The sequence below is a fragment of the Terrabacter sp. R4-6 genome (genome assembly GCF_057529065.1).
On the sequence record NZ_CP197224.1, the window covers coordinates 1,089,040 to 1,101,746 of the forward strand.

Genomic DNA, 12,707 nt, shown 5'->3' on the forward strand with positions numbered 1-12,707 from the left:
GGCCCTCCGGTTCGAACCATTTCATCGAAAGTAGGTGAAGGCGTGACGCGGCGACGGGTAGCCACAGGCTGCTCGTCGCCGCGTCCGGCCACCACATCGTGCTGACGTACCTGATCCGCCGGCTCTTCGCCGCCGTCCTGCTGCTCTTCATCGTGAGCGCGGTCGTCTTCGTGATCTTCTTCCTCGTGCCCCGCATCGGTGGCGCCACGGCGGACGACCTCGCCTCGCGCTACGTCGGCAAGAGCGCCGGCGAGGCCCAGATCCACGCGCAGGCGATCAAGCTCGGCTTCACCGACCCGATCTGGGTGCAGTACGGCCGGTTCGTCAAGGGCGTCCTCACAGGATCCGACTACGACACCGGTGCCGGCATCGACCACTGCCCGGCGCCGTGCCTCGGCTACTCCTACATCACGCAGAACCCGGTGCTGCCCGACATCCTCGACCGGCTGCCCGTCACCGCGATCCTCGCGGCGGGCGCCGCGTTCCTGTGGCTCGTCGGCGGCGTCGGCACCGGCGTCATCTCCGCGCTCAAGCGCGGCAGCGCGCTCGACCGCGGCTTCATGGGCATCGCCCTCGCCGGCGTGTCCCTCCCCATCTTCTTCACCGGGCTGCTCTCGCTGACGATCTTCAGCTACGGCCTGAAATGGACGTATGCCGGTGGCGCCAGTCCGATGGACGCCACCAGTCCGCTCGACCTCGTCCATCGCATGCTGCTGCCCTGGATCACGCTCGCGTTCCTCTACGCGGCCTCGTACGCCCGCCTGACCCGCGCCGGCATGCTCGAGACGATGAACGAGGACTACATCCGCACGGCCCGCGCCAAGGGGCTCAAGGAGCACGACGTCGTCGTCAGGCACGGGCTGCGCTCGGCGCTGACGCCGATCCTCACGATCTTCGGACTCGACCTCGGCCTGCTCCTCGGTGGCGCGGTCCTGACCGAGACGACGTTCTCGCTCCAGGGCATCGGCTACTACGCCGTGCAGGCGATCACGAACAACGACCTCCCGAAGGTGCTCGGCGTGACCCTCTTCGGCGCCGTGTTCGTCATCTTCGCGAGCCTCATCGTCGACCTCCTCTACGCCGTCCTCGACCCCAGGGTGCGCACCTCATGAGCCAGTCCACCAACGAGACCACGACCCGCGCGGACGACCGGACGCGCCGCAGCGACAAGGGCACCCCGTCCCCCAACACCCTCGACGGCATCGGGGGCCTGGGTGCACCTCCCGCCGACGCGTTCCTGTCGGTGCGTGACCTCCGCGTCCACTTCCCCACCGACGACGGCGTCGTGAAGTCCGTCGACGGGCTCTCGTTCGACGTGGCCCGCGGCAAGACGCTGGGCATCGTCGGCGAGTCCGGCTCGGGCAAGAGCGTGACGAGCATGTCGATCATGGGTCTGCACAAGCCCGGCACGGTCCGCATGACGGGCTCGATCAAGCTCGACGACACCGAGCTCATCGGCGCCAAGGCCGAGCGGGTCCGCGAGCTGCGCGGCAAGCGGATGGCGATGATCTTCCAGGACCCCCTCTCGGCGATGCACCCCTTCTACACGGTGGGCCACCAGATCATCGAGGCCTACCGGATCCACAACAAGGTCAGCACGGCCGTGGCGAAGAAGCACGCGATCGACATGCTCGGACGCGTGGGCATCCCCCAGCCGTCGAGCCGCGTCGACGACTACCCGCACCAGTTCTCGGGCGGGATGCGCCAGCGCGCCATGATCGCGATGGCCCTGTCGTGCGACCCCGACCTGCTCATCGCCGACGAGCCGACGACCGCGCTCGACGTCACGGTCCAGGCCCAGATCCTCGACCTCATCCGCGACCTCCAGTCGGAGTTCAACTCGGCCGTCATCCTCATCACCCACGACCTCGGCGTCGTCGCCGAGCTCTCCGACGACATCATGGTGATGTATGCCGGTCGCTCGGTCGAGTACGCCACCGCCGACGAGGTCTTCACCCGGCCCCAGCACCCCTACACGTGGGGCCTGCTCAGCTCGATGCCCCGCCTCGACCGGGTGCGCACCGAGCGCCTGCGCCCGATCAAGGGCGCCCCGCCCAGTCTCATCAACGTGCCGTCGGGCTGCCCGTTCCACCCGCGCTGCGCCTACGCCGACCGCACGAACGGGCTGAGCCAGACCGAGCGTCCACCGTTCGCTGAGACGTACCCGGGGCACTACTCCGCGTGCCACCTCACGCGCGAGGAGCGGACCGCCATCTGGGAGAACGACATCAGGCCGACGTTGTGATGCCCGCACCGTCCGTCCACGCCGCGTCCGGTCGCGCACCTCGCGACCTCAGCACAGGAGCCCCATCGTGACCACCACCCACGTCAAGCCGACCGCGTCCAAGCAGGCGGGCGAGTCGCTCCTGCAGGTCTCCGGCCTGACGAAGCACTTCCCGATCACGCGTGGCCTGCTGCAGCGCCAGGTCGGCGCCGTCCAGGCGGTCGACGGCCTGACGTTCGACGTGTCGCGCGGCGAGACCCTCTCCCTCGTGGGCGAGTCCGGCTGCGGCAAGACGACGACCGGACGGATGCTGACGCGCCTGCTCGAGCCGACGGGCGGCACGATCCTGCTCGAGGGCGAGGACATCACCCACTGGTCCGCCGGCAAGCTGCGGCCGCTGCGCCGCGACGTGCAGATGATCTTCCAGGACCCCTACGGGTCGCTGAACCCGCGACACACGGTCGGCACCATCGTCGGCGCGCCGTACCACCTGCAGGGCATCAAGACCGAGCACGGCATCAAGCGCGAGGTCCAGGACCTCCTCGAGCTCGTCGGTCTCAACCCCGAGCACTACAACCGCTACCCGCACGAGTTCTCGGGTGGCCAGCGCCAGCGCATCGGCATCGCGCGCTCCCTGGCCCTCAAGCCCAAGCTCATCGTCGCCGACGAGCCCGTGTCGGCCCTCGACGTGTCGATCCAGGCGCAGGTCATCAACCTGCTCGAGGACCTCCAGGACGAGCTGGGCCTGACCTACGTCGTCATCGCGCACGACCTCTCGGTCGTCCGGCACATGTCCGACCGCGTCGCGGTGATGTACCTCGGCAAGCTCGTCGAGATCGCGGAGCGCGATGAGCTCTACACGCGGCCCATGCACCCGTACACGACCGCGCTGCTCTCGGCGGTGCCGATCCCCGACACGCAGCGACGCACCAAGCGCGAGCGCATCCGCCTCGAGGGCGACGTGCCGAGCCCGGTCAACCCGCCGCCGGCGTGCCGCTTCCACACGCGCTGCTGGAAGGCGCAGGAGATCTGCAGGACCCAGGAGCCGCCGCTCGTCGAGCTCGCCCCCCTGCACCAGGTCGCCTGCCACTTCCCCGAGAACACCGAGGCCCCGGCGCCCCGGGCCGGGGCCCCGCTCGGCGACGTCGTCCCCGACGACGCCCCCCGGGCCGATGCGACCGGCACTCCCGTCACGCCCGAGCGCGACACCCAGGACCGCGAGGCCGGCGACGGCGGCGAGGTTCCGCGCGCCTGACCCGCGGGAAGCAATCCCTCACCGCGGTGGTTGAGCGGTGCATGAAGGTCGAGATCTGGTCTGACATCGCCTGCCCCTGGTGCTACATCGGCAAGCGTCGCTTCGAGAGGGCGCTCGCCGCGTTCCCGCACCGCGACGAGGTCGAGGTGCAGTGGCGCAGCTACCAGCTCGACCCGACGCTGCCCGACCACCACGACGGCACGGAGCTCGACTACCTCGTCGACCGCAAGGGGATGTCGCGCGACCAGGTGAGCCAGATGTTCGACCAGGTGACGGCGATCGCCGCCGACGAGGGCCTGCACTACGACTTCGGGTCCGTCGTCGTGGCCAACAGCTTCGCCGGGCACGAGCTGCTCCACCTCGCCAAGGATCGCGGCGTCGGCGACGAGGTCAAGGAGGCGCTCCTGTCGGCGCACTTCGAGCACGGTGAGGACATCGGCGACCGGGAGGTCCTCGTGCGCATCGGCACCGAGGCCGGGCTCGACGCCGACGAGATCGCGCGCGACCTCGCGACCCACACGTGGCGGGACGCGGTCGTCGCCGACATCACCGCTGCGAACTCCCTCGGGATCAGGGGCGTTCCGTTCTTCGTGCTCGACGAGAGGTACGGCGTCTCCGGCGCTCAGCCCACCGAGCTCTTCACCCAGGCGCTCGAGCAGGCGTGGCGGGAGTCGCACCCCCTCGTCATGCTGCAGCCCGTCGCGACCGGGGTCGCCACCGACGCGACCGACGCCGTCGCCTGCGGACCCGACGGCTGCTGAGAACGCGCCACACGGCATACGACGACAACGCCTCGCTCCGCGGCCCCCGGGTTCGGCGCGAGGCCCGCACCAAGGTGTGGTAGCGAGCGAGCTGCTCCGGCTGGCCGTGGCCGGCGTCGGCTTCATGCCACCGGAGCAATGATGAGTTCACACAGAGGCCACGGCACCTTCCCGTCGGGTGCCGTGGCCTCGGAGTCAGGACGCCTGAGCCGCGAAGAAGATGCCGGCAATCGCGTCCCCGTATGAGACGAAGAAGTGGTCGACACCCTTGCCGTCGGACGACTTCGACGTGATCTCCTCGAGGTCTCCGATGGACCTCGGGATAGTGAACTTCTCGAAGACGGTGAAGCTGAGGGGCACGCCCTGCTCCCTCGTCATGCTGAGTGCGGTCTGCACCTGCTCGTCGGTCAGCGGGTCGCCGCCGAGGAAGAAGTGACCAGTGCGGTAGAGCTCCTCGAGCTGGAGCGTGTACCAGTTCGAGGAGTGACTGGCCCCGGCGTTGCCCTGGGCCGAGCGATTGGCGATGAAACACTCGTGAGCCGACGCGACGCCAGCACCGACGGACACGAGGGCCGTGGTGAGAGCGAGCGTGGCAGCGGTCCTGCGCAGCATGGCGGTTCCTTCGGTTCTCGGGCGCATCGGGGTGATCGCGCCGACCGGTGAAGCGTCCTGCGGCTCGGCTCCACACACCACGCACGGCGATCGCACGGTTCCGACTGTACGAGTGGTGTACGAGACCTAGACTCCCCGCGTGGCGGCCCTTGACTCAACCGATCCGGCCGGTTCCTCGCGACCGCAGGAGCCGTTCGGCGAGGTGTTGCGCCGGTTGCGGGAGGCAGCGGGCTATACGCAGGAGGAGCTCGCCGCGCGTGCCGGGCTTACCTCACACGGCATCAGCGCGCTTGAGCGGGGCCTGCGGTCGCGCCCCTACCCGCACACCGTCCGCTCGCTCAGCTCCGCCTTGTCGCTGGGCGCCGAGGACCGCGCGGCCCTTCTCGCGGCGGTGCGACCCCGCACCCGGGCGGGGGATGACACGCTCGGGGCCGGCGATCGGGTCGTGTCCCGGGTCGCTCGTGGTGGTGGGTCCCTACCTTCGGAGCTCACCCCGCTGGTGGGACGTGACGACGACCTCGACGCGGTGCTCTCGCTGCTGCGGGCACCCGGCGTACGGCTTGTCACGCTGACTGGCACCGGGGGCGTCGGGAAGACCCACCTCGCGCTGACGGTGGCTCGCAAGGCGCGCGCCCACCACCCGGACGGCATCACCTTGGTGCTCCTCGCCGAGGTGGAGGACGACGCCCTCGTGCTGCCGACGATCGGCAGGGCGCTCGGCCTCCACGCGGTCGAGGGCCCCGACGAGGCCGTCGTCGAAGCACTTCGCGGCCGACGCGTCCTTCTCGTGCTCGACAACCTCGAGCAGCTGCCCGGGGTCAGCGCCACCGTGACCCACCTGCTCGAGGAGTGCGACGAGCTCGTCGTCCTCGCAACGAGCAGGGCCGCGCTTCGCGTGCGCGGCGAGGTCGAGTATGCCGTGCAGCCACTCGCGCTCCCCAGCGGCGTCGGAGGAATGGCCGAGGTCGAGGCCGCGCCCGCCGGAATGCTCTTCCTAACGCGGGCGCGTGCGGTCTCGCCGGGCTTCGCCACGACTCCGGACGACGCGGCTGTAGTCACCGCCCTCTGCACCCGGCTCGCCGGCATACCTCTTGCTCTCGAGCTCGCCGCCGCGCGCGCCCGGCTCCTCTCCCCCCGCCTGCTGCTCGACCGGCTCGACGACGCCATGGCCCGCCAGGGGTCCGCCGACCTGCCGGTGCGCCAGCGAACGATGGGCGGGACGCTCGACTGGAGCTACCGGCTGCTCACCGAAGCCGAGCAGGCGCTCTACCGTCGGCTCGCCGTCTTCACAGGCGGGGCGTCGCTCGACGCGGTGGAGGCCGCGGTCGGGGACCTCGGCGACGTCCTCGGGCACCTCGAGCGTCTCGTCGAGCACTCGCTCGTGCGAGTGACCACTCTGCCGGACGGGTCAGTGCGACACTCCATGCTCGAGCCGGTCCACCAGCACGCGGCGGCGCTGCTCGGCGGTGACGAGGAACGGGAAGCCCGGTCGAGGCATGCCGACTTCTTCCGCACCCAGGCGATCGAGGCCGCCCGTCACTACGAACGGTCCGACCAGGTCGTCTGGCTCGACCGGTCGGAGCGAGACGCCGCCAACCTGGTCTCCGCCGTCGACCACTGGATCGCCACGGGCGACGGCCAGCGCTCCGGAGAGATGGTTTGGGCGTTGTGGCTCTTCTGGTGGCTACGCGGTCACCTCAGGCAGGGTCGTCGTCTGGCCGAGAGCGCTTTGGCTCTCGACATGACGCCGCCCATCCGCGTCCGCACGACGTTGACGGCGGCCTCGATGGCGTTCGCGCAGGGCGACATAGAGACGAGCGCTCTCAGGTGGCAGGTCGCCCGTCGCATCGCGGTGGAGACCGACGACGCGCTGGGGCGCGCATTCGGAGAGGCCGGAGAGGGTCTCGCGGCGCTCGCGGCCGGCGACCTCACGAGCGCAGGCCGGCACTTCGCGCGCGTCCTCGAAGCAGTGAGCTCCGACGACCCGGAAGCCGACTGGATCCTCGGGCTGACCCACGTCTGGCTCGGCACCGTGAACCTGCTGCAAGGTGCCCCCGACGTCGCCATCTCGCGCTGCGAGCAGGGCTTGGCGCTCGCTCGCCGCCGGGGTGACCGACTCACGACCTACGTCGCGCTCTACGGACTGGTCCAGGCCGCCTTGTCGCTCGGACGACCGCAGGACGCTCGTGGGCTCCTCCTCGAGGGCATCGAGCTCTCCGACGAGACCGGTGACCTCGCCAACCTCGCCTTCTTCCTCGAGAGCCTCGCCGTCGTGGAGTGCTCGATGGGCGACCACTCGCGCGCCACGTTGCTGCTCGGCGCCTCCTCGGCGATGCGTGACCGGGTGGGCTCGGCGGTGTACGGCTACTACCTGCCTGACCCCGCACTCCGCGCTGCGGCCGAGCGCGGCGCCCGCGTTCGGCTGGGGGAGGACGCCTTCGTCGCTGAGCTGACGCACGGCCGCTCACTGACACCGTCGGAGGCGGTCGCCGTGGCGGTCGGCGGTGGTCGCGGCCTTCGGACCGAACGTCAGCACCGCTGAGCACGTCGGACCTTCACTGGGAGACCTGTGGCGGGGCGCACCCCTCGGAGGATCCCAGGTCGGGCGCGGCGGTGCACATGAGGAGCGGCGGTGCACATGAGGAGAGGCGCCACTCGCTCGGGGGTCCGAGTGGCGCCTCTTCTGACCCCTCCATCGGTGCGGCGGGCGGGGGCGTTACAGCGATCCGATACTTTTTTTCCGCCGGGCTCCACCCGTGACGCAACACGGCGCTCACGCGCCGGCAACAGCGGCGTCACGTCGCTCGGTCACCGTGGTGGGACCAGCCCCGACCACGGAGGCCAGACCCCATGACGACGACCGAACGAGGGATCGCCCTCGTCGCCCACGACAACAAGAAACCCGACCTGCTCCGGTGGGCCGCCTTCAACAGCGAGACGCTCGCGGAGCACCGGCTCTTCGCCACGGGCACGACGGGCACGCTGCTGCAGTACGAGCTGGGCCTGCCCGTGACCCGCCTGCTCAGTGGTCCCGTCGGCGGCGACCAGCAGATCGGCGCCCGGATCGCCGAGGGCCTCATCGACCTGCTCGTCTTCTTCTGGGACCCGCTCGAGCCCCAGCCGCACGACCCCGACGTCAAGGCACTGCTGCGCGTGGCCGCGGTCTGGAACACCGCCGTCGCCTGCAACGTCGCGAGCGCCGACCTCATGATCTCCTCGCCCCTGCTCTCGGGCGACTACGCGCCGGCGCGTCCCGACTTCGGCGACCGGACGCTGACGAGCGACATGTCCGCAGGACCCGAGGGACCGTCCCTCGTCGCGTGACCCGCGTGACCGGCGCGGTCGGCGCGGTCGGCGCGGTCGGCGCGGTCGGCGCGGTCGGCGCGGTCGGCGCGGTCGGCGCGGTCGGCGCGGTCGGCGCGGTCGGCGCGGTCGGCGCGGTCGGCGCGGTCGGCGCGGTCGGCGCGGTCGGCGCGGTCGGCGCGGTCGGCGCGGTCGGCGCGGTCGGCGCGGTCGGCGCGGTCGGCGCGGTCGGCGCGGTCGGCGCGGTCGGCGCGGTCGGCGCGGTCGGCGCGGTGGCGCTCAGTCCCGCGCCGGCCCCTCTCGCACCGTCGCGACAACGACCTCGCGCAGCTGCTCCAGGGCGGCTGCGTGGGCGCCGGCGAGCTGCGGCCGGTCGGTGACGGCCGCGACGGCGACGGGCACCTGCCGCGGCAGGTCGGCGGCCCGGCGGCGCAGCTCGCGGACGAACGCCTCGTCGCTCCCCCAGGCGCCGCCGACGACGACCACCTCGGGGTCGGCGAGTGCGACCGCCGCCTCGAGGACGCCCGAGACGGCGACCCCCAGTGCTGCGAGCGTCAGTTCGCCGCGGGAGCGGTCGGCGATCGTCGTGCGCAGGTGCTCGACGTCGATGGCGGTCGAGCCGGGCCGGCGCAGGCCGAGCTGGGCGAAGACCTCGGTCAGCCGCGTCGCCCGGCCGTCCGGGCCCTGCGTCGTGAGGTGGGCGATCTCGCCGGCGAGGCCGGAGTGGCCGCGCCGCACCTCGCCGTCGGAGACGACAGCGAGGCCGAGCCCCTCGTCGAGGTAGAGGTAGACGAAGTCGCGGGAGCCCCCGACGGCTCCGACCTCGCCCGCCCCGTGCTCGGCGCGCGCGGCCCAGTTGACGTCGTTGTCGACGAGGACGGGGCCGTCGACGACGGCGGCGAGCAACGAGGGCGCGTCGAGGTCGCCCACGAGGAAGGGGGCGTCGGGCAGGTGCACGAGCCGGCCGGTCGCGCGGTCGACGGGGTCGGCCGCGCTGACGACGGCCACCCGCAGCCTGCCGGCCACCCTCGTCCCGACCGCCGTGGCGGCCTGAGTGACCGCGACGCCCACGGCGCCGACACCCGCGTCCCGGGCCAGCGCCACCTCGGTGGCGGCGACCACCGCACCGAACGCGTCGACGGCCTCGGCCACGACGCCGTGCGGCGTGATGCCGACGACGAGAGCGGAGCCGCAGTCGGGCGCCAGCGTGTAGTAGGAGCCGGCCCGCCCGCGGCCCGAGCTGCGCTCACCCGTGTCGACGACGACGCCGGCGTCGACGAGGCGCCGCATCCCCTCGGAGATCGTCGGCTTCGAGATGCCGGTGAGCGCCGCGACCTCGGCCCGGGTGAGGCGCTGGTGCTCCATGAGGGCTCGCAGCACGTGCTCCTCGGTGAGCGAGCGCAGCAGGTCGAGGCTCGGTTTCGCGGATGACATGCCGCAATTCTAGTTAGGACTCTTGCCCAAAGGCGTCGCGACGCGCTACCGTCGACATTCGTAAGGAGTCCTGACCAAAGGAAGCGTCCATGACCACCACGCACACCACCCCCGCCGACACGGCCCTCCCGCACTGGGAGACCCCACCCGCCGACCTCCCCGCGGCGATCCGCGAGGTGAAGGGTGCGATCCGGGCGCGCATCGAGGCGTCCGGCCGCACCGTCGCCGAGGTCTTCGCCGTCGTCGAGGCCCGCGTCGCCGAGCGCGTCGCCGAGATCCGTGCCGCCCGCGAGCGCGGCGAGGAGGTCTGGCCGGTCATCGACTACGCCGACATCGAGCGCGGCACGGTCACCCCCGAGCAGCTCGAGGCGCTGCGCCGTCGCGGCTGCCTCGTCGTCCGCGGTCACTTCCCGCGCGAGCAGGCGCTCGCCTGGGATGCCGGCATCGTCGACTACGTCGAGGGCAACGGGTTCTTCGAGAGCTACCGAGGGCCCGGTGACGACTTCTTCGGCAGCGTCGGCTCCAAGCCCGAGATCTACCCCGTCTACTGGTCCCCGGCGCAGATGGAGGCCCGACAGAGCGAGCGGATGGCGACGGTCCAGTCGCTGCTCAACGCCCAGTGGACGCACGAGTCCGACGGCGTCACGTGGTTCGACCCCGACCGCGACTCCCTCTACCCCGACCGCATCCGCCGCCGCCCGCCGGGCGCTGACTCGAACGGCCTCGGCGCGCACTGCGACCCGGGCACGCTCGACCTGTGGATGACGCAGGGCTACCAGCAGGCCTTCCGCCACCTCTTCGACGGCACCGTCGAGCAGTACGACCCGTGGGACGCGGCCCACCGCACCTCCGGCCCGCAGTACCCGGGCACGACGATGTGCTCGGCCTTCCGCACCTTCCAGGGTTGGACCGCGCTGTCCGACATGGACCACGACCAGGGCGTCCTGCACACGGTGCCCATCCCCGAGGCGATGGCCTACCTCATGCTCCGCCCCCTGCTCGACGACGTCCCGGACGACGACATGTGCGGGGTCACGACCAACCAGGTCTTCCCCGCCAGCCAGCGGTGGCACCCGCTCCTGCTCGAGGCCCTCAGCGGCATCCCCGACGTACGCGCCGGCGACTCCGTCTGGTGGCACTGCGACATGATCCACAGCGTCGCGCCCGTCACCGACCAGAAGGGCTGGGGCAACGTCATGTACATCCCCGCCGCCCCCTGGTGCGAGCGCAACGAGCGGTATGCCGCCAGCGTGCGTGAGGCGTTCCTCAGCGGTTCCAGCCCGAGCGACTTCCCGGAGGAGGACTACGAGCGCAGCTGGCCCGACCGCTTCGCCCCCGAGCGGCTCAACGCCACGGGACGCCGCGGGCTCGGCCTCGACTGACGTCAGCCTGCGAGGAACGCGGCGACCCGCTCCTTGGGTCGGCCGATGATGGCGCGGTCGCCCTTGACGAGGACCGGACGCTGGAGGAGGCGCGGGTGATCGACGAGGACGGCGACGACCTGCTCGCGGGTCTCGACGTCGGCGTCGGTCAGCCCGAGCTCGGCGAAGTGCGCGTCGCGCCGGACGAGGTCGGTCGGTGCGTCCTCGAGCCGGTCGAGCAGGTCCCGCAGGGCGGCGGCGTCGAGCGGGTGCCGCAGGTAGTCGACGACCTCGGCCTCGACACCCGCCTCGTCGAGGCGGTCCATGGCCGCCCGCGACGTCGAGCAGCGGTGGTTGTGGAGGATCGTCACGTCGCTCATGGCGGCGACCCTAGCGAAGCGGGCCGACCCGTGAGTGTGGGTGCACGCGGACCCTTGTCCCGGGGACCGAGACCGGAGGACGATCGGGGGATCACGGAGGTCCGCGTCCAGGAGGCGTGGTGCTCGAGGAGCGGTCATGGGGATGCGGGACAGGCTCGGCAGGCTGAGGCCACGGAAGCACGAGGAGGCGTCCGGCGGGCAGGCGATGGACGTGGCCCGATACACCTACCTGCTGCGGGTGGCTCCCTCGGACGTGCTCCGCGCCGCTCATCGCGAGGCCTTCGCCACGCTCTCACCAGACCAGCGCCAGGCCCTCTTCCTGCGTCTCGTCCATGACCTGCCGCCCGCACTCCGACCGCCGTCGGCAGAGCCCGCCGACCTGGCCCAGGCCGCCTTTGCGGCAGAGCTCCTCGACCACGGACACCTGGTCCGGATCCTGCGACGACCGGGCCAGGGCGTCACCGAAGGACACGGGGTCGGGACCGGCGGCACCCAGGACGGCGCGCTCCTCTACGCGCACTCCCTCCTGGCGTCGGTCGCCGCCGTGGTGGCCGCCTCACCAGCGCTCGCGCCGTCGCTCGCTGGTTTCGCCAACTCCCCGGAGGCCGCCCAGGTCGACCCCTCGCTCTTCGCTCGCAGTCCCGGCGGCGGCACCTATGGCTCCACGCTCGCCCGGCACACCGGCGTCCCGGGCGACTGACGGCTCACACCCGAGACAGCGGAGCGGGCACCGCACGGCTCCGGCAACCGGCCCGGGGGTGAAGGCTTCGAGGGGTCCCACGGACCCGTCACGGCACCTCTGCGGCGACGTCCGGCGCGTCCCGAGGGACGGACACGTCGTGCTCGCATGCACCGAGAGGAGGCCATGAGCACCGGCGACTGCTACGTTCGTTCCCAGTTGCCGTCCCGGCTCGTGCTCCACGGGCTCGGCACGACGAAGCTGACACGCGAAGGTTCGCGTGTCGCGCCCGTCGTGAGCATCGGCAGCCTGAGGTCTCCGCACGGGAGGCCTCGCTGACAAGAAGAGGCAACACCAGTGGCAACAGGCACCGTGAAGTGGTTCAACAGCGAAAAGGGCTTCGGCTTCATTGAGCAGGACGGCGGCGGCGCCGATGTCTTCGTTCACTACTCGGCCATCGAGAGCGGCGGCTACCGCGAGCTCCAGGAGGGCCAGAAGGTCGAGTTCGACGTCACGCAGGGCCCGAAGGGCCCCCAGGCGGAGAAGGTCAAGGGCATCTGAGCCCACACAGCCTTCGGTGACCTCAGGTCCCGCACAGATCCCCGGCCATCTGGCCGGGGATCTGCTGTTTCCGGGCTCGAGAGGTCGAGCCCGGACGCCGTGTCGTCGGCCCCGACCCACGTGCGGAGCGACGCACA

13 protein-coding genes and 1 pseudogene are annotated in these 12,707 nt (G+C 71.5%); 10 read left to right on the forward strand and 4 right to left on the reverse strand.

Going from position 1 to position 12,707, the window contains the following annotated elements; genetic code table 11:
- The first annotated feature begins 98 nt into the window (after nt 1-98).
- The 4 genes from ACSSS0_RS05070 to ACSSS0_RS05085 all read left to right on the forward strand — a co-directional run bounded on the left by ACSSS0_RS05070 (nt 99) and on the right by ACSSS0_RS05085 (nt 4,240).
- The gene (locus tag ACSSS0_RS05070; protein WP_435985012.1) at nt 99-1,112 is read left to right on the forward strand and encodes an ABC transporter permease; all 1,014 of its coding nucleotides are present in this window, start codon (nt 99-101) and stop codon (nt 1,110-1,112) included.
- Nucleotides 1,109-2,245: an ABC transporter ATP-binding protein gene (locus tag ACSSS0_RS05075; RefSeq protein ID WP_435985011.1), complete on the forward strand. Its 1,137-nt coding sequence runs from the start codon at nt 1,109-1,111 to the stop codon at nt 2,243-2,245. The genes ACSSS0_RS05070 and ACSSS0_RS05075 overlap by 4 nt, the downstream gene beginning before the upstream one ends.
- 67 nt (nt 2,246-2,312) lie before the next feature.
- Nucleotides 2,313-3,479: an ABC transporter ATP-binding protein gene (locus tag ACSSS0_RS05080; protein WP_487230289.1), complete on the forward strand. Its 1,167-nt coding sequence runs from the start codon at nt 2,313-2,315 to the stop codon at nt 3,477-3,479.
- A gap of 41 nt (nt 3,480-3,520) precedes the next feature.
- Complete coding sequence (locus ACSSS0_RS05085) at nt 3,521-4,240, forward strand: DsbA family oxidoreductase (RefSeq protein ID WP_487230290.1); 720 nt, start codon at nt 3,521-3,523, stop codon at nt 4,238-4,240.
- Nucleotides 4,241-4,435: 195 nt separating this feature from the next.
- Here the strand turns inward: ACSSS0_RS05085 and ACSSS0_RS05090 are convergent, their stop codons facing one another.
- On the reverse strand, nt 4,436-4,852 hold the full coding sequence (locus ACSSS0_RS05090) for a hypothetical protein (protein ID WP_487230291.1): 417 nt from the start codon (nt 4,850-4,852) through the stop codon (nt 4,436-4,438).
- Nucleotides 4,853-5,054: 202 nt separating this feature from the next.
- Here ACSSS0_RS05090 and ACSSS0_RS05095 point away from each other — a divergent pair.
- The 3 genes and pseudogenes from ACSSS0_RS05095 to ACSSS0_RS05105 form a co-directional block, all read left to right on the forward strand.
- Nucleotides 5,055-5,222 (forward strand): annotated as a pseudogene (locus ACSSS0_RS05095) (helix-turn-helix transcriptional regulator); the annotation flags it as partial.
- Between the two features lie 129 nt (nt 5,223-5,351).
- Nucleotides 5,352-7,394, forward strand: a complete 2,043-nt coding sequence (locus tag ACSSS0_RS05100) for an ATP-binding protein (protein WP_487231188.1) — start codon at nt 5,352-5,354, stop codon at nt 7,392-7,394.
- 308 nt (nt 7,395-7,702) lie between these two features.
- Nucleotides 7,703-8,176 carry a methylglyoxal synthase gene (locus ACSSS0_RS05105; RefSeq protein WP_487230292.1) on the forward strand — a complete coding sequence of 158 codons (474 nt, stop codon included), beginning with the start codon at nt 7,703-7,705 and terminating at the stop codon, nt 8,174-8,176.
- On the opposite strand, the gene ACSSS0_RS05110 is transcribed toward ACSSS0_RS05105, so the two are convergent.
- Nucleotides 8,089-8,472 (reverse strand): hypothetical protein, encoded by a 384-nt coding sequence (locus tag ACSSS0_RS05110; protein ID WP_487230293.1) that lies wholly within the window; start codon nt 8,470-8,472, stop codon nt 8,089-8,091. The two genes, ACSSS0_RS05105 and ACSSS0_RS05110, sit on opposite strands and share 88 nt — an antisense overlap.
- Nucleotides 8,435-9,589, reverse strand: coding sequence for an ROK family transcriptional regulator (locus ACSSS0_RS05115; protein WP_487230294.1), 1,155 nt, complete (start codon nt 9,587-9,589; stop codon nt 8,435-8,437). Before ACSSS0_RS05115 ends, ACSSS0_RS05110 begins: the two co-directional genes overlap by 38 nt.
- Nucleotides 9,590-9,678: 89 nt before the next feature.
- Between ACSSS0_RS05115 and ACSSS0_RS05120 the strand changes: the two genes are divergently transcribed.
- Nucleotides 9,679-10,971 (forward strand): DUF1479 domain-containing protein, encoded by a 1,293-nt coding sequence (locus ACSSS0_RS05120; protein ID WP_487230295.1) that lies wholly within the window; start codon nt 9,679-9,681, stop codon nt 10,969-10,971.
- 2 nt (nt 10,972-10,973) lie between these two features.
- Here ACSSS0_RS05120 and arsC read toward each other — a convergent pair whose 3' ends face one another.
- Nucleotides 10,974-11,330, reverse strand: a complete 357-nt coding sequence (gene arsC / locus ACSSS0_RS05125) for an arsenate reductase (glutaredoxin) (RefSeq protein ID WP_487230296.1) — start codon at nt 11,328-11,330, stop codon at nt 10,974-10,976.
- Nucleotides 11,331-11,466: 136 nt separating this feature from the next.
- Between arsC and ACSSS0_RS05130 the strand changes: the two genes are divergently transcribed.
- Together ACSSS0_RS05130 and ACSSS0_RS05135 are read left to right on the forward strand one after the other, a co-directional pair.
- Nucleotides 11,467-12,030: a hypothetical protein gene (locus tag ACSSS0_RS05130; protein ID WP_487230297.1), complete on the forward strand. Its 564-nt coding sequence runs from the start codon at nt 11,467-11,469 to the stop codon at nt 12,028-12,030.
- A gap of 336 nt (nt 12,031-12,366) precedes the next feature.
- Nucleotides 12,367-12,570 carry a cold-shock protein gene (locus tag ACSSS0_RS05135; RefSeq protein WP_009777120.1) on the forward strand — a complete coding sequence of 68 codons (204 nt, stop codon included), beginning with the start codon at nt 12,367-12,369 and terminating at the stop codon, nt 12,568-12,570.
- Nucleotides 12,571-12,707: the final 137 nt, after the last annotated feature.

Excerpts from the sequence above, each read along its gene's own strand:
- ACSSS0_RS05085 (WP_487230290.1), top strand. The coding sequence starts at position 3,521 with ATGAAGGTCGAGATCTGGTCTGACATCGCCTGCCCCTGGTGCTACATC.
- ACSSS0_RS05075 (WP_435985011.1), top strand. The coding sequence starts at position 1,109 with ATGAGCCAGTCCACCAACGAGACCACGACCCGCGCGGACGACCGGACG.
- ACSSS0_RS05090 (WP_487230291.1), bottom strand. The coding sequence starts at position 4,852 with ATGCTGCGCAGGACCGCTGCCACGCTCGCTCTCACCACGGCCCTCGTG.
- ACSSS0_RS05115 (WP_487230294.1), bottom strand. The coding sequence starts at position 9,589 with ATGTCATCCGCGAAACCGAGCCTCGACCTGCTGCGCTCGCTCACCGAG.
- arsC (WP_487230296.1), bottom strand. The coding sequence starts at position 11,330 with ATGAGCGACGTGACGATCCTCCACAACCACCGCTGCTCGACGTCGCGG.
- ACSSS0_RS05120 (WP_487230295.1), top strand. The coding sequence starts at position 9,679 with ATGACCACCACGCACACCACCCCCGCCGACACGGCCCTCCCGCACTGG.
- ACSSS0_RS05105 (WP_487230292.1), top strand. The coding sequence starts at position 7,703 with ATGACGACGACCGAACGAGGGATCGCCCTCGTCGCCCACGACAACAAG.
- ACSSS0_RS05130 (WP_487230297.1), top strand. The coding sequence starts at position 11,467 with ATGGGGATGCGGGACAGGCTCGGCAGGCTGAGGCCACGGAAGCACGAG.